Below are 15,821 nucleotides of genomic sequence, written 5' to 3'. Positions count from 1 at the left end.
CCATGCGGGGCGAAACGCGCGGGGCGATGCCCACGCGGTTAAACGAACTAACCCGTATTTTTAGGGACCAAAACTCTTCACGGCGTTGAGTTGTACCCGACTGAACCCTGGCGGGCCCAGCTACGAAAGATCTCGACAAATACGGAACTTGTTTCGGGACAGTTCCTTGGTTCAGCCTTCCTCGACTGGATCCTCGAACAGGCTAGCTTTGGCTGTTTCCGAGATGGTCACCACGGCCGGATGCTTCAAACGTCTTTCAACTGAGATGGCGTAGAAACGTTCGGTGACCTCTGGGATGCGGCCAACCGTCTTCAAGGAGTATTGCTTTTCAATTTCCTCGGCTAGAGGTGTGGGAACGGCCAGCATTCCCGCACCTGCTTGGCCGAACACTTTCATCAACGCACTGTCTTCAAACTCGTGCATCGTTTCCGGCCGGATGTCGGTGTCGTCAAACCATTGTTCAAGTGCACGCCGCATGGTTGTATTTTGAGTGGGCAAAAGCATCGGTGCACCATTGAGCGAACCGGGGAACTTCGTGCGGTACTTTTTCGCCATTTCCGCAGTCCCCAATACCGTCACATCACACTGCCCTAGCAAGTGATTGAAGGCTCGTACGTTCAGGTCCGGTGTCAATCGTGAATTGGCCAGCACCACATCAAGCCGATGCATCGCCAGGTCACTCAGTAAGTCATTCAGCTTCCCCTCGTAGCAAACAAGCTTGATGTTTTCTTCCATTTCAAGCACCGGCTTCAGCAACCGATAAACCATCGTCTTGGGAAGCACGTCCGGTATACCAACCATCAGCCGAAGCGATTCGTCGCTAGCCCGACCACGAACGGCGTCGGTTAATTCGCGACCCAAGTTAAAGATTTCGTCGGCGTACCGAAAAACCGTCTGCCCCGTATCGGTCAACAACATCGTTCGCCCCTTCCGCTCGAAGAGTTTCACTCCCAACGATTTTTCCAGCTTCTGAATCTGAGTGCTAAGCGTTGGCTGAGAGAGGTGCAAAAGCTCCGCAGCACGGGTAATTCCACCCTCTTTGGCAACCATCCAGAAGTAGAGCAAATGGTGGTAATTCAGCCAGTCAGTCATCAAATCCCTCGGTTTTGTTTTATCTATGCCATGCGGATGTGCTTTCTATTTGCCTAAGTGTACGCCGCTGCCGTATTGTTATACAGGGACTTGGGGAAAGTATTACCGCGATCGAACTCATAACTCAGAAGTTTTGAATGTCACTCTCTATCAACGATTCCAGCGGCTTACTCGACAGCGACATGCGGCTGTTCACCGAGCGACGATTCCAGTTCGCCCTTTCGCGTTTTGATTCTCGCATTGACGGTGTGGAAGTCACAGTAACGCGTACTGGTAAGGGACAGCGTGCTGGTAAAGGACAGGGAATAGACCAACACGAATGTTCGGTCGCGATCGATATCCGGCGCTCCGAAAAGGTGTCGCTTATCGAAATCGATACTGATCTAAAGAAATGCGTTGTACGAGCTGCCGAACGAAGCGGACGTGCTGTTGGACGCTCGGTTGAGCGGTGGCACTCGCAAGAACGACACCGACCAGCTTGCGCGAGCACGAACAACGTATGACCCGACTTTGATGCCATCACCTTTTCAAAGGTACGAAGCCATGATTTTAGATCGACGTGTTTCAAAAAAAGCTGACAGTGATAGTGATGCCTCTGGTACGACGGCACCGGAAATGACACCGCTAAAGTACTTTCACATTGATGAGTTTGAGGATGAGAGCGCCGGCGAAATTTTCTTGGCCGTGATGCCTCCTGCACCAAACGCAACGTCGCAACGTCGCCCCCGCGATGTCCCCGCCTATCTGGCTCACCTGTGGCAGATACCGGTTCTGACACCGGATCAGGAATACCACTGTTTTCGGAAGTTAAACTATCTGAAGTATCTAGCATCAAAATCGATCTGTTCCGTTGTCCATGATCGCCGATATCACGAGATGTTTGATGACAGCGAAGCGCTTCAAGACAGTATCCATCGCGTCCGCAACTTTCTGGTCGAATCCAATTTACGATTAGTGGTTTCAATTGCGAAGCGACACGCAGTTCCCAACACTGACCAGTTTGAAGAACTCGTTTGCGTGGGCAATGCCGCTGTTATGCGAGCGGTTGAGCTGTTCGATTTTCGTCGTGGTACCAGGTTCAGCACCTACGCGTATCAAGCGATCGAACGGTCAATTTATGGGCTCTACCGAACGGAAAAAAGACGCCGTGCAAAGTTCACGTCGGAAGGCAGCGACAACCTGGAACAATGTGCCGACGATGATCTACCAAGCAATCAAGCGATCCTGGAAGCGGTCGAAGCAAAGGCATCGGTTGTATCGCTGCTGGACGACTTAGAAGCACGAGACCGCGAGATCGTGCTGGCTCGATTTGGTATCAATCGGCCCGAGGACGGTGTTGCGTTTCATATCATCGCGAAGCGAATCAACCTTAGCACAACGCGAACGGTGCAGTTGTTCAACCGCACCATGAAACGCATGCGAGATTACTTGGCGGAGTGATCCCCGTCGATTGCCGAGTCTTGCGGCAGCCAATTTCCGCATTCTTGTTTAGCCGCGTGGGCATCGCCCCGCGCGTTCGGGCCCGCGTGGACGCGCGGGGCGATGCCTGGCCTGATGAAAATGTGTCGCTGTCAACTTGTCACGCCCTTGAAAGTAGGCCGTAGCGAGCCATAGCGAGTTACGGCGTTGCGCAAATTGCCGTAACTCGCTTTGGCTCGCTACGGCCTACATACTGGCAATCAGGGAAATGTTCCGTTGCCACAATGCTTCACAGCGCTGCAGCTTGCCCACTTTGCTGCGTTGCAATGATTTTCATCAGGCCAGGCCCCGTCTGGGAACCAGAAAGTAGGCCGTAGCGAGCCATAGCGAGTTACGGCGTTGCGCGAATTGCCGTAACTCGCTATGGCTCGTTACGGCCTACATGCTGGCGATCAGGGAAATCTGCCGTTGCCACAATGCTTCACAGCGCTGCGGTTTGTGTTGTCTGCCATGGTGCGGCTTGCCCACTTTGCTGCGGCGCAATGATTTTCATCAGGCTAGGCTCCGTCTGGGAACCAGAAAGTAGGCCGTAGCGAGCCATAGCGAGTTACGGCGTTGCGCGAATTGCCGTAACTCGCTTTGGCTCGCTACGGCCTACGTACTGGCGATCAGGGAAATGTGCCGTTGCCACAATGCTTCACAGCGTTGCAGTTTGTGTTGTCTGCCATGGTGCAGTTTGCCCGCTTTGCTGCGTTGCAATGATTTTCATCAGGCCAGGCGATGCCCACGCGGTGAAACAATTAAGAAACCCTTTACGGCGTTACCTACCGGGGCTTCGGTTTTTGCTGCGTTTGATTCCGTGGGTCAAGACCCACGACACCGTGCTGACGCCCCATCCGGGGCTAAGGTAAGTGCTGAGTACCATCTTTTGCTGGAAACAAAACCGGGACGCTGTTTCGGGACAGTTCGTTGTTCCGTTAATCCTTAGCCACGCCGCGATGCAACGGAATAAATTCCGTTCTACGTCAACCGAGGCGTTCGCTACCGATTTGGTAGCGATACAAGCCAAGCTCTCAACATCACTGCGACAAGCGCACGTAATCGTCCACCGTGGCACCGGCCAGGCAGGCCTCGATGATCTCGCGTCCCTTGGGATCAAGATCTGGATCCAGGAAAGTTTGAATCTGCTGGTGGAAGAACTCAGTTAAAATTTCAGCGCCTCGGTCGTAACCTTCGGTGCCAACCTCTGGTTGAGTTTCGACGTGCAAGAACCAGTGACCGATGGTCTGACCTTCGACTTGAATGGTCTTGGGTGATTGGCCAAGCAACGAACAGCGTGAATCGGTCAACTTACCCTCGGCAAATGGCGCTGAACCACGTCGCGACAGATACTCGCGAGCGATCCATTGAGGTGCAAAACCGGTTTCCCAACAGCCAATGTGTTGATTGGGAACCAACACATAAAGCGTGTCGGGTGTTCCCAAAACCTGGTGCAACAAAATGTTGGCCTGATCAACACGTCGGCCAGTGGCGAATGGCCAATACGATCCGACACCTTCGGAACTCATGCCCTCGGTATCGACAATCGATGGATTCCCGTGCCCTCGCGGTGCAACCAAGCGCCACAGCCACGCAAGCGAAGGCGGCAAGACATGGAAAATGCCCATGATGCCGTAGGTCGGAAGCTGTTTTGTGCAAGGCGGACAACGCACACCGAAGCTGCGAATGTCAACCGTCACCGGATCATTCACAATGCCGGGATACTTGCTACGTGGAAAGACCAGCCTTGGGTTGGGACAGGGAGACCCCGGTTCATCTTCGATATGATCCCAGATCAGTGCGGTCGATCCTGGTGTGGCATCAATGTTCAAGAATAGCAGTGGTTCATCAGGATGGATGGTCAAGCCTTCCAGGTGCGGATCAGTGCCGTACTTGGTGATGTGATTGACTCGCAGAAACCATGCATGCTCGGCATCGACAACCGTCAGTTTTCGTTCGCGTGATGCCGCGTCTTGCAGGTCAGGGTGACACAACGCCATGTCATCGGTCACCGGTCGAAGTTCGCAGCCCAGCGGCAAAGCTAAGTGCCGTTTTTCGCCATTGGTCGTGTTGGTGCCGAGCAATAAGCGACCATCGGATTGACGGTGCATCTGTTCCAGCATTTCGCTTTTGCCGCCACCGGACGCACCTTCGTGCATGATCGTGATCGTGTTGTCGTACGGAGTGACCACCTGCACGGTCGAGCAGTGAGCGGTCGTCCAGTCTTGCTTTTCGCCCAACGTCAAAAGCATTCCATAGACACCCTTCTTTGCCGACGGTCCCGGGTAAAGGTTGTAGCTGTAAAGTTCATGCAATTCTTCGCGGCGATTGTGGACAACGACTTGCTTTCCGCCAAAGTGAGTGTGACGAAACGGAGGCGCGATGTAGATGATCGCAGAGTGATGATACTTTTCGCCCTTGGCCTCAATTTCCTCCATCGGGATGATCCCTTGCAACATCGCCAGCCCGAGTGCAAAGAAGCCTGCGTTTGCTGGACAGATCACCAGAGCGGGCAAACCCTTTCCTTCGCGCCCGGCATCGAAGAAGAAACAAGCCAAGTCTTGCTGCTTGAGCCAAGCAAACGTTTCTTGACGCAGGTCTTCAAAGTCTTCGTTGAATCGACTCTTGTAAGTCGTCTTGTCCGTCGCGCGATCGTCCGCGATCACCATGCATTCCGAATCTCGCCGTCGCATATAGGGTTCAATGTAATTTGCGCTGATTCCATTTTTGACACGGCAGACTTTGACCTCAGGAACCATCTTTCCATCGACCTCATAGCCGACGGTGAAATAGCCCTGTTCGTCAACGAGATCCTCGGGAACCGATGCTTCCACCAATTCCGCGGCAGAGTTAAAGAACCGCACAGATTTCGCTTCGCTAAGCACTAACTCAGCAGATCGAGAGAGCGACAGATTTGGTAATTCAGACGTAAACATGTTCACTGATTCCTTCGTCGTTTTCGTTGTGCCGATTCAAATTGTCGCTTTGACTACGACGTCTCGCGAAACTTCCACTGAATAGGCAGGGCTGAACTTAGAAACATTTTCTAAATCGTTTGCGAGATTACAAGTCAGCAGGAAGGCGAGACAAATAGGATTGGCCTCAGGTAATCATTGAAAATACCTATCGAAGATTGGGCCAGATGCCACAAGTTGCCGACGCCCCGCGATTAACGAGAATCACGTCTGCCTTCAAAAACGCACACTTTCTGAAAGTGCGACAAAACTGACAAAGGAAAGCGAAAAATTCATCACCGCCGCGAACGCAACGCAACCGGGGAACCGAGAACCGGAGAACCGGAACCTGGGATATTCTCGCCTGGACTTTGGGCCTTCGTGCTTGCTAGAAGAGGACGATACGAGTTGCCGCGCGGCAGCTTTTGCGTGCAGGGCGGAATTGCCAGTTTCTTTATCACTCAAGAAAACGAAATACACGATGAACGTCAACTTTTTTGAATGGTTACGCGACGGAGTCCGTCAATCAGTACTTCTGGGCGTCGGTGATGCGATCGAACAGATCGGCACCCCCGCCGATAACGATGAACTGCATCCCAACGTTGCCGCGTTGTTTCATTCGGATAACAAAACTACCAAGTCAACTCGGTCGGGTGCCGGCGGACGCAAACGGCTTGGAAAGTCGTTGAAGGACATGGATACCATGCCCGCAAAAAAGTGAACTTGCGAAGCTAGCGATCCGCCGCAACTTGGTTTTCGGCTCGCCGTAGCGGAACTCGCCAAGAGTTTCGGCTGTGTGGGTGACGCCGAAAGTCTGCGCGACTTCCGCTACGGCATTCCCGAACAATTAGCCGTCCCAGTCCACTAGTATTCCGCGTCACCTCAAATTTCGGGTAGCGGAACTCGCCAAGAGTTTCGGCTACGAGGGAGACGCCGAAAGTCTACGCGACTTCCGCTACCTCCTAACCAAAGATTGAGCTGACATGGACCACTAGCGGCAGGCAAAACTTGCGACGTTGATCAAGAGATCGCAAAAACGATGCGAGTCCCGGATCCTGGCTTGGACTCGATCAGCAGTTCACCGCCGGCATGCGTCGCGCGTTGCTTCATCGCCTTCAAGCCAAAATGCCCCTCAGGAATTTGTTCGGGATCAAAGCCGATCCCATTGTCCTGAATCGACACGGTAAACTTGCCATTTTTAGCGGCGGCTTGGACGTCAACCTGAGTTGCCTGGCCGTGACAGATTGCGTTTCGACACGCTTCGACGGTGATTCGCATCGCCGCAAAAGCAGTTTCGGATTCAATCAGACTGGCCGTTTCATCGACCGACCAAGTGATGACTTCTGCCTTAGGCACGTTGAGTTCAATCAACCTTGCTTTTGAAAACTGGTGCCACGACTGCGTTTGGAAATCGGGTGGAAAGACGCCTCCGATCATCTGGCGTCCCGACTCCATCGCCTGATCAAGCCACTGGGCGACATCTCGTAATCGCCCCAGATGTTCTTCGCCGGTTTCTGGATCCAATTCGCGAAGCAGGCGATGCACGTTTGCTGAAGAGGCGAACAACAGCGGCATGAGTTCGTCGTGTATCTCGCTGCCTAAAAGAGCGGCTTCCGCATCGATCAACCGAACCAACCTTTTTTGTCAAAGCTGGCAATCGCTTTTTCTTCCGTTCCCTGGATGTCGAACAGCTTGTTTAGCTTGGTGATCTTGAAGACCTCCATGACGTTGGGACTGACTTCGCAAAACTTCAGCTCAATGCCTTGTGCCTTGCAGGTTTTGTTCAGCATGACCAACTTGGTGATCATCGCAGATGACATGAAAGAGACACCACGAAAGTTGAGCAACAGTTTCTTTTGCGTGGCACTGGGAACCGACGCTTGAAGCTCTTTGCCGACCTGTTCAATTCTTTGGCTGTCCAGAATCTTGCTGTCGGTAAATCCAACAACCAGGATCTCACCTTGATGTTGCGTTGTGATGGCGGCCATGAAATTCGATTCCAGTATCTTTCAGGATAGGTGGGGCAACGCAACCTGCCCCATCGGTGAGCAAGGTTGACCCCTTCAACTCCCCTAGATTATCAGCCAGACCACCCCAAGGCAATCGACCAAAGTTGCTAGTGGTCAAAGTCGTCTAGTTGGTCAATCAAATCGTCAAGTCCCGCGTCTCCGAGGCTGGATTGAGGTCGGTTTTCCGTTGGCTGGCGACCGCCGTTGTCCTGGGACACCGACCGTGATTCCCCCACAAGTTTGTCCACTACTTTTGGCTGCGGCGGTGTCGAAAGCGGTGATTTTCTTGGCTGACTCGATGGCGATGAGGGCAAGCCAAGGGAAAATGTCTTTACCGACTGAACCTTTCGCAGCCGATCAAGTTGGTCGATCAATTCATCCACGGTCGCGACATTACGAAGGTCGAAGGCGTAGATCTTTCGACCCGTCACCTGCGTCGCATTCGTCGAACCTTGCGACGGATCGTTGGCGTGGGGACTGCGAACACCATCGAATCCAATGCGCCGCAAATCTGACATTGTCTGCTCAGGCGAGTCCCAAGTCAGAACCGCGACCGCGGCACCGATCGACAACAGAGTTAACTGATCAGTGGAATCGTGATCGATTTCGGCCAGCGGTGAAACCAGCACCAAGTCGACGCCGGGGCGACCCGCCAGGTTGCCGACAATCGCTTCGATCATGTCTTCTGATTTCCCACCAAGTCCAGATCTGGAAACCAAAACAACGTTCAATCGATCAACCACATTGCTGCTCGCGATAAGAGTCACACGGTTGCAAATGAGGTTGAACTAAGTCGTAAAGATCAAACCAATAGTCTCGCAAGTTATCAATCATATCCAAATCACGACTCGCCAAATCAGCTTCGACAATGTTGCGTACGACGGAACTAGCTCGTTGAACCTGTCGGCGAGTCAGTTTGCGAATCACCGGTGGACTCATTTTCGTCTGAAACAAAACAGGCATTCGCCGCATCTTGCGATGGCTGGTCGCCAAGACACAAACCGGGGTACGAGCAATGGCGTGAAGCAATTGGTGATAAGCCAATGCCGAGAGTTGTTCGGCTCCATCGATCACCAGCAGTGTGTTGTGCGAACAGGTCGCCAAGGTTTGCCGGAGTTGACGCGAAGCGGTTCGACGATGGCGAAAAGTCGATCGGACAGATCCAAGTCGATCAGCAAATTCAGGTCGAACAAAACGCAGATGATGCGTCGATTGGAACCGAGTCTGCAACCGCTGCACAAGCGATGAAACCAAGGTTGATTTTCCGCTTCCATGTTCGCCGAGAATCTGTCCTGATCCGTGTTCCAAAAACGATTCCGCCAACTGATCGATCAGTGATTCATCATCGCAGTAAAACGAGATCTTTCCTGGGCGAACCGCTGCGGTCCGAAAAGGATTGGGTTCGACCGACCAATGCCGGTGAGATCGCAACGCCCGGCTACTTCGATTCACGAGAACTCTGAATCGATTTCGAAGATGAGGTTGAATTCGGTGCCCGATTGAGGCCACCCTTGGAATGGCTTGCACCGCGAATGGTCGGCAATCGGCGCGTCACCAATTTTCCGCCTGCTGTAGAATCTTTGATCGGATAGGAACCTGGCGAAACCAGATGGAACGGTTGCTCGGCCAAGATCTCACGACCATCAACCAAAAATAAACGCAAGCGAAGACACCAACGCAGGTGAATCAGATGACCATGGTAACTGAGCGGAGAGGCAGGCAACTTGCATTGGAGCGAGTGATGATCGGCAACGCCATGTTGGTCAGGAATTCCCAAGCGGCGAATCTGGCTCTCACTGATTCGGTGAAAGTGATGGACATGCAGGTCCTCATCGCCTTTGCCTTCGGTGTGCCACATCACGGACACTTCGACCGACTGAATCTCGTTTGCGGAAATTCGCCGAATCTGCCATTTGGCCGTCAGCTCGCCGCCGGCTTCGTAAACACCGTCTTCACGACATAGCGTGACATTTACCGCGGGCTGCGTTTCGGCGGCAAACCCTGTGGATAAACGACGACGGGAAAACTTCGGCAAAACGATGGCCACGGACGAGACGCTCCTGTAACAACAATCTTCCAACGGATGGCATTGTGGGTTCCGACGAACGAATGCATGACGTCCGCAGGTAACTCCAGTGACAATTGTTGCTCCCACGCATGCTTTAGGTCAACGGTTACATCGCGATCCTTGCTCAAAACCTGGACAAAAGACTCGTGCTTTTCAACGCGAACGTCGGTACCTTGCCTATAAAACGTTTCTTCCTCACAGCTTAACTGGACACTGAGGCGTTTTAGCTTCATCCGCCCCATCTGCTGAACCACCAATTCATAGGATCCGCCGGGGTAGAGCGGATGCTGGCTGATTTCGACAATCGTTGGCCCCACGCCGGCGGTCTGACGCAATTGGGTCAGGAAATACTTGAACGCCCAGTACCCAATCATGGCGAAAGGAACCAGCAAGATCGTCAAGATCCAACGCGGGTTGCCGTGCCAGAATCCCGATACAGCGACGGCCAGCAGAACAAACCAAACGGAGTTCCAAAGCAACGACAACGTCGCCGGCCCTGCGATCGAACCCGGTGGGTTTTGCGCCGCCAATCGGTACGCCAAGCGTTCACCCGGACTGTCGTTGAGCGTTCGCCCCTGCGGCACACTGGGCAAACGGCCGATGTCATCCTCCGCGGATACTCGCTCGGACTGCGACGGTCCGATCAATTCAATCGCGCCCTGTTCGATCTTACTGGCTCGATTGGCCAGCACGCTTCGGTATTCGTTGCTGGTGCCGAAACGCATCAGTCGATAGATCAGCGACGCAACACCCGTCGCAATCGCCACCAAGCAAAGCACCCCCAAAACCCAAGTGCCCAGCGGCGTTGACATCGCGTCGGTGCGAGGCAAATTGGCGGGCAGGTTGGCCGGTGAAAAACGGTTGATCAGAACCAGCGACAAACCAAAGACGCCAACCATGAACAGCATGGCGAAAAAAGCGATCTCGCCGACCGTGCTGGAAACACCGCCGCCCAGATTTCGGCTGCCGCGTTTCTTGCTCCAAGGTTGAGTCAGGAAACGCATCAACCTGGCCCGTCGCAAACGCGACCGCGATGGCCACGTCGGCTTGGGCTGTTGATCGGCTGTCACCGTTTCTTGCTACCTAATGCTTCGCGAATTTTTTAAACGTTGGCCGTTTGACGACTCGGGCGATAGAAGCCCAACTTTTCAAGCGCCGCGTAAACTTCGTCAAGAGTCTTCTCGCCAAAGTTGCTGATCGACAACAAGCGTCGCGGAGTCGCGTGCAACAAATCGCGGACGGTCAAAATTCCGGTCTCTTCCAAACAGTTCGTCGTGCGAACCGAAAGTCCCATCTCCGCGATGCTAAGGTTCAATCGTTCGCTGCGAAGTCGTGCGTCTTCTTCGGCTTGAATCAGTGGAATGCGTGTCATCACAAAGTCCTTTTTTGTTCGTGCAATTCGGTCGGCAAGGCGATCCACTCGCCACTTCAATCCTGGCATACCGAATACGAAGCGTAGGCGATTGGCTTAAAACGAGGAAGACGCGCAGCCACTTTTGAGTCGAATTTTTCACCGGATTTTCAGGCGAAATGCTAGCAAAGCAGGGTGATAGTTTGCCAAGAAACATCTTGCCCTGAAATGTCAACTTTCGTTAAAGCCAAGTCATCGCCCGGATTTTTCCGACTGCCCAGGACTGGTTTTGATGCACCGACATTCAACGTACCCCCGATCTGCACGCCTCTTTCCACGCCAGAGAATCCTAGCTGCCGCTTTGATCGTCACAGGAATTCTTGCCTCAACGGCACCCAGCGACGCGTTGGGTCAAGCGATGGCGTTTCCCGGTGGGCCCGCAGCCGACACGCCACCCAGCCTGCAAAACTTGCCTGCGAAGCGAACCGGGCAAGCTCCCAATTCACAAGGCAAGCTTGGCAGCGGCGGCAGTCTGCCCCGAACCGCCGGTCAAGAACACCGCGTCTACGACCTGCGTCCCTACACCGGTTATCTGACCAAGCACGATCATCCTGAACAGGCCGTGATCGATTGGGTGCTTCGCGAAACCGGCACCGACGTTTGGTTCACCGCACCGTTTGGGTTCCTGAACGCCGACCGCGAAAAACTTTCGATCTATCACACCTCTGAAATGCATCAAGTCGTTTCAGGGATCGTGGATCGATTTGTCGCGGGCGAAAAAGAACCTCAGGTGATGAACTTGAAAGTGATGACGGTTGGCAATGCAAACTGGCGAAGCCGTGCCCACATGTTGATGCAGCATGTCTCGGTTGATTCGCCCGGCGTGCAAGCGTGGTTGTTGAGCAAGGAGAATGCCGCGTTGGTTATGAACATTCTGCGTCAACGATCGGACACTCGTCAGGTGCAAGATTTAAACCTGACCATGTTCAACGGACAGACTGAAAAACTAGCCAGCACACGTGGCCGCAACTACGTTCGCAACATTCGCCCCGCCGCCGCAGGCTGGCCGCCGTATGAACCGGAAACCGGCGAGGTCCAAGAAGGCTACAAGTTGTCGATCAGTCCGCTTCTTTCCACGGACAACCGAGCGATCGATTGCGTGATCAAAGCAGAGATTGACCAAGTCGATAAGTTCAACCACGTCGATCTGGAATTGCCGCTGCCGAACAACCAGATTCATAAAACTCGAATCGACGTTCCTCAGGTGGTTAGCTGGCGTTTGCACGAACGATTCCGCTGGCCGTCGGATATGGTGTTGCTACTTTCCTGCGGCGTTGTGGCCAGTCCCGAACGAACCAAGTCAGCCATTCCGCTTTTCAACATGGATGCACTGACCGGATCGACATCAGGCCGTGCGGACGCGTTGATGTTTGTCGAATTCCGCGGCCGAGCGTCAGAGAATTTAACCAGCATCCCCATGGCTCCCGCATCGCCCAGCCAACCCCGAATCGGGCAAGCTGGCGGTGCGAACCGTGGACGCTATTAGGACGCGTTCGGCAAAGGTTTTAGGTGGAGGATTGTGGATGCAACGAGGATAAAGATTGCAAATTGCAAATTGAACAGTGCAAATTGCAAGTTTTTCCCCCGTAAAATGGCATCCTTCATTTTGCAATTTGCAATGTTCACCTTGCAATTTGTAATCATCTCTCCGGCTCGATCACATCAGCCGCCAGACGATTTCGATCAGCGATTTCCATCACCCCAGGCAAGTCCCATCTCTTGCCTAATCCCCGGTACCCGGTGTTTTCTTCGCTGCTAGAATGCGGTGCGCCTTGACCGGGCGATTCACTGCAATTCTTCGCCTGTAATTGGCTCTTGGCCGCTGATCTTTATGGAAAATCCTTCGCCAAAACGTGTTGTCATTACGGGAATCGGCGTCGTTTGTCCGCTTGGAAACGCTCCCGATTCGCTGGTCCAAAAACTGCGATCCGGTGACAGCGGAATCCGCGGGCTGACCCAAGTGCCGCAGGGTGTTCTGTCAATCGACCATGGTGCCGAAGCAGTCGAGTTCACCGGCGATATCGCAGACTATGGCCCGATGGACAAAAAGCTGCAGCGAACGATCCGCAAAGGCAGCAAGGTGATGTGCCGCGAAATCGAAATGGGCGTCGCCGTCGCCCAATTGGCTCTGCACCACAGCGGCATGGATCTGGAAAAACATGACCGGGAACGCATCGGCGTCCTCTATGGCTGTGATTACATCATGTCGCTGCCCGAAGAATTTGCTCGCGGAATCGAAAAGTGTCTCGAAGACGGCGAGTTCAAATTTGAAAAGTGGGGCCAGACGGGCAGACCAGAAGTCAATCCGCTTTGGCTACTGAAGTACTTGCCCAACATGCCGGCCAGCCACATTGCGATCTACAACGATCTGCGCGGCCCCAATAATTCAATCACGGTTCGCGAGGCGTCCGCCGGCGCGGCGTTGTCCGAAGCCTATTCAACACTGGTTCGCGGTCACGCCGATGCGTTGATCGTTGGATCGACCGGCTCGCGAATCCACCCGCTACGTTCGCTGCACGCTGACATGCAAGAAACGCTGGCGTCAAAACAGGATGACCACACCACAATGTCGCGTCCCTTCAATTCAGACCGCAACGGCAGCGTCCTGGGCGAAGGTGCCGGTGCGTTGGTTTGCGAAACTCTGGAACATGCCAAAGAACGCGGTGCAAACATCCTGGGCGAAATCGTCGGTTATTCAAGCAGCGCCGTTGGTCCACGCACCGATGACGACAACACGCATTTGCAAGTCGCGCTGACCAACGTTTACCGCGGAGCCGTCGGCAAACGCGACCCAAGTTCCATCGGTCACATTCATGCTCATGGCTTGAGCACGATGACGTGCGACCAACAAGAAGCCGCCGCGATCGTTGAAGTGTTTGGTGACGTCAGCGTTCAACCACCCGTGACCACCGCGAAAGGCCACTTCGGAAATCTGGGTGCCGGCGGTGGCATGGTCGAAATCATCGCCAGTTTAAGCAGCTTGGGCGGCGACCTATTTCCAATTCGCAACCTGACCAAACTGGATCAGGCGTGTCCAATCAACGCTTGCACCGCTCCAGGAATCCCAGCAGGCGACTCGTTCGTTTCAGCCAACATCACGCCGCAAGGCCAAGCTTCGGCCACCATGATCCAGCGTTTTGTGGATTAAAAAAGTGGATAGGCTTTCAGCCTGTGACTGCACAACCACAAGCTGGAAGTGGCCTGATGAAAATCATTGCAACGCAGCAACATTGCAACGCAGCAACATTGCAAGCTGCACATTTCCCTGATCGCCAGCATGCAGGCCGTAGCGAGCTTCTAGCGAGTTACGGCAGTTTGCGCACCGCCGTAACTCGCTGGAAGCTCGCTACGGCCTACGAGGTGGTGTTCACCTAGAAGCTTCGGTACCACCGCCTACCGATGAAATTGTCGGTTGAACAGATCTGGATCAAATGGGTCTTCGACTTCGGGCATTCGGCTTGGTGTCGAGGATCGATCATCCCGATCCTGCGGCAAGGGTTCGGCAATCTCTGACTCGGACGCAGCCCAACGGGGCCCAGCGGTATCTTCCGAAACAAATTCAGTGGGTGCTGGTAATTCGATCGCAGCTTGCGTCTGATCCGATTGCCCGACCAACAACAACCATCGCCTCAGCGAATAGACAGCCTTGGCATGCCGTGGCCCAAGCGACGCCGCCGCACCACCGTGGGCCGTTAATGCTTTCGTCAACAAGACGCTGTTTAGCGGCTGTGCCGAATCAATGAACGGCAACGTCGCCAACATGTTTTGGGACGTCATTTCAGCGGACGCTCGCGTTTTCCCTGGCGGCGATGCAATGGTCCAAGCTCTGTCGGTATCGGTTGCGTGACAGTTGCCACAACGATTCAGCAAAGTCACCTGAACACTGCGAGCGAATTCGCTGATCGCTTGCGGATGGACGACGTTTGTCGCCACCGGTTCCTGTTCGTGAACGACAGGCATCACGTTGTCCACGGTCGGCACGCTAACCCGATTCGGTGAAGTGATTCGTCGGATTCGTTCTTCTAGTCGAGCCACCGCAGGGCTGCTAGGCATCATTTCTTTGGCTTGCTGAAGCTCGCTTTTTGCAAGATCGATTAGGTCGTTCTGCAAACACCATTCAGCTTCTTGAATGTGAATGTCATAGCCAGTCGCTAAGCGATGATCGACTCGATAGCGATACAAATCAGCCGTCGAACCAGCCCAGCACGCGACCGCCGTGCGAGGCAAACGCAATTCACTTTGATCGCCCCGACGGATCACCACGTACTCGCCGACTTGGTAAGCCGTCCCGAAAATCACATTGTCATTCTTCAGCAAAACACAAGCATTGCTGGTGTTCTGAGCGTCTACAGTTTCAGCGGCGAAGGCCCACTGCGGTGATAACGCCAGCGTGAAACACCCGCCCAGCAAACCACCCAGCAACCAGGCTGAAAACGCCTGATGCCGAAGCCGTCGAAACAGATGCGTAAAGGAGTAGTTCGTCATAATGATTGATCCATAGCAGTCTCGGCCTAAACGGGTCAATGGATCCCAACGCCGATTTAGCAGCATTTCGCGCTATGTTCCCAACCGATGGCCTCAGGCGTAGGCCGGTAACGAGCCGCTTCGGCGCTGTTCCGGCAAACAGTGTCGACGCGGATTGCCGGAACTGCGTCGAAGACTCCTTGTTCCGGCCTACTTAGCTGTTCCGGCAAACCGTGCCAGCAGGCGATCATAACGCTGGTGAATAGTCCCGGGAGGGACGGAAGCTCTCTGCCGGGGATGTAAATCCCCGGATGGCAGCGTTCTATCTCACCAATTCTCTGGCTCGGTTTCGCGGCGTAGCCGAG

16 protein-coding genes are annotated in these 15,821 nt (G+C 53.9%); 5 read left to right on the top strand and 11 right to left on the bottom strand.

Features of this window, described 5'->3' with window-relative positions; all coding sequences use genetic code 11:
• Positions 1-171: 171 nt before the first annotated feature.
• Together nhaR and RC85_RS27015 are read right to left on the bottom strand one after the other, a co-directional pair.
• On the bottom strand, positions 172-1,092 hold the full coding sequence (gene nhaR / locus RC85_RS20960) for a transcriptional activator NhaR (RefSeq protein WP_068266434.1): 921 nt from the start codon (positions 1,090-1,092) through the stop codon (positions 172-174).
• A 167-nt stretch (positions 1,093-1,259) separates the two neighbouring features.
• A complete protein-coding gene (locus tag RC85_RS27015; RefSeq protein WP_157593983.1) occupies positions 1,260-1,409 on the bottom strand; it encodes a hypothetical protein in 150 nt (49 codons plus the stop codon).
• Between the two features lie 79 nt (positions 1,410-1,488).
• On the opposite strand from RC85_RS27015, the gene RC85_RS20955 reads away from it, so the two are divergent.
• Positions 1,489-2,532, top strand: a complete 1,044-nt coding sequence (locus RC85_RS20955; protein WP_068266431.1) for a sigma-70 family RNA polymerase sigma factor — start codon at positions 1,489-1,491, stop codon at positions 2,530-2,532.
• Between the two features lie 1,058 nt (positions 2,533-3,590).
• Here RC85_RS20955 and RC85_RS20950 read toward each other — a convergent pair.
• A complete protein-coding gene (locus RC85_RS20950; RefSeq protein ID WP_068266426.1) occupies positions 3,591-5,486 on the bottom strand; it encodes a DUF4914 family protein in 1,896 nt (631 codons plus the stop codon).
• 499 nt (positions 5,487-5,985) lie between these two features.
• On the opposite strand from RC85_RS20950, the gene RC85_RS20945 reads away from it, so the two are divergent.
• Positions 5,986-6,225 (top strand): hypothetical protein, encoded by a 240-nt coding sequence (locus tag RC85_RS20945; RefSeq protein WP_068266424.1) that lies wholly within the window; start codon positions 5,986-5,988, stop codon positions 6,223-6,225.
• A 299-nt stretch (positions 6,226-6,524) separates the two neighbouring features.
• Here the strand turns inward: RC85_RS20945 and RC85_RS20940 are convergent, their stop codons facing one another.
• From RC85_RS20940 to RC85_RS20910, 7 genes are all read right to left on the bottom strand, one after another.
• Entirely contained in the window at positions 6,525-7,079 is a 555-nt protein-coding gene (locus RC85_RS20940) for an ATP-binding protein (protein WP_157593982.1), read from the bottom strand.
• A gap of 47 nt (positions 7,080-7,126) precedes the next feature.
• Entirely contained in the window at positions 7,127-7,492 is a 366-nt protein-coding gene (locus tag RC85_RS20935) for an STAS domain-containing protein (protein WP_068266420.1), read from the bottom strand.
• 128 nt (positions 7,493-7,620) lie between these two features.
• Entirely contained in the window at positions 7,621-8,256 is a 636-nt protein-coding gene (locus RC85_RS20930; protein ID WP_068266417.1) for a hypothetical protein, read from the bottom strand.
• Entirely contained in the window at positions 8,249-8,965 is a 717-nt protein-coding gene (locus tag RC85_RS20925; protein WP_068266414.1) for an ATP-binding protein, read from the bottom strand. Before RC85_RS20925 ends, RC85_RS20930 begins: the two co-directional genes overlap by 8 nt.
• A complete protein-coding gene (locus RC85_RS20920) occupies positions 8,952-9,548 on the bottom strand; it encodes a hypothetical protein (protein WP_149752722.1) in 597 nt (198 codons plus the stop codon). The genes RC85_RS20925 and RC85_RS20920 overlap by 14 nt, the downstream gene beginning before the upstream one ends.
• Complete coding sequence (locus tag RC85_RS20915) at positions 9,485-10,651, bottom strand: hypothetical protein (RefSeq protein ID WP_084422903.1); 1,167 nt, start codon at positions 10,649-10,651, stop codon at positions 9,485-9,487. The genes RC85_RS20920 and RC85_RS20915 overlap by 64 nt, the downstream gene beginning before the upstream one ends.
• Before the next feature lie 32 nt (positions 10,652-10,683).
• Positions 10,684-10,953 (bottom strand): DNA-directed RNA polymerase subunit alpha C-terminal domain-containing protein, encoded by a 270-nt coding sequence (locus tag RC85_RS20910; protein WP_235033256.1) that lies wholly within the window; start codon positions 10,951-10,953, stop codon positions 10,684-10,686.
• 340 nt (positions 10,954-11,293) lie between these two features.
• Here RC85_RS20910 and RC85_RS20905 point away from each other — a divergent pair, with 340 nt between their 5' ends.
• The 3 genes from RC85_RS20905 (at position 11,294) to RC85_RS27010 (ending at position 14,367) form a co-directional block, all read left to right on the top strand.
• Entirely contained in the window at positions 11,294-12,478 is a 1,185-nt protein-coding gene (locus RC85_RS20905) for a hypothetical protein (protein ID WP_235033255.1), read from the top strand.
• Positions 12,479-12,823: 345 nt separating this feature from the next.
• A complete protein-coding gene (locus RC85_RS20900) occupies positions 12,824-14,140 on the top strand; it encodes a beta-ketoacyl-[acyl-carrier-protein] synthase family protein (RefSeq protein ID WP_068266409.1) in 1,317 nt (438 codons plus the stop codon).
• A gap of 56 nt (positions 14,141-14,196) precedes the next feature.
• On the top strand, positions 14,197-14,367 hold the full coding sequence (locus RC85_RS27010; protein WP_157593980.1) for a hypothetical protein: 171 nt from the start codon (positions 14,197-14,199) through the stop codon (positions 14,365-14,367).
• Between the two features lie 18 nt (positions 14,368-14,385).
• On the opposite strand, the gene RC85_RS20895 is transcribed toward RC85_RS27010, so the two are convergent.
• Positions 14,386-15,477, bottom strand: coding sequence for a hypothetical protein (locus RC85_RS20895; RefSeq protein WP_068266406.1), 1,092 nt, complete (start codon positions 15,475-15,477; stop codon positions 14,386-14,388).
• Positions 15,478-15,821: the final 344 nt, after the last annotated feature.

This window comes from Rubripirellula obstinata (genome assembly GCF_001642955.1).
Lineage (GTDB): Bacteria > Planctomycetota > Planctomycetia > Pirellulales > Pirellulaceae > Rubripirellula > Rubripirellula obstinata.
This window is presented reverse-complemented; position numbering and strand designations above follow the sequence as displayed.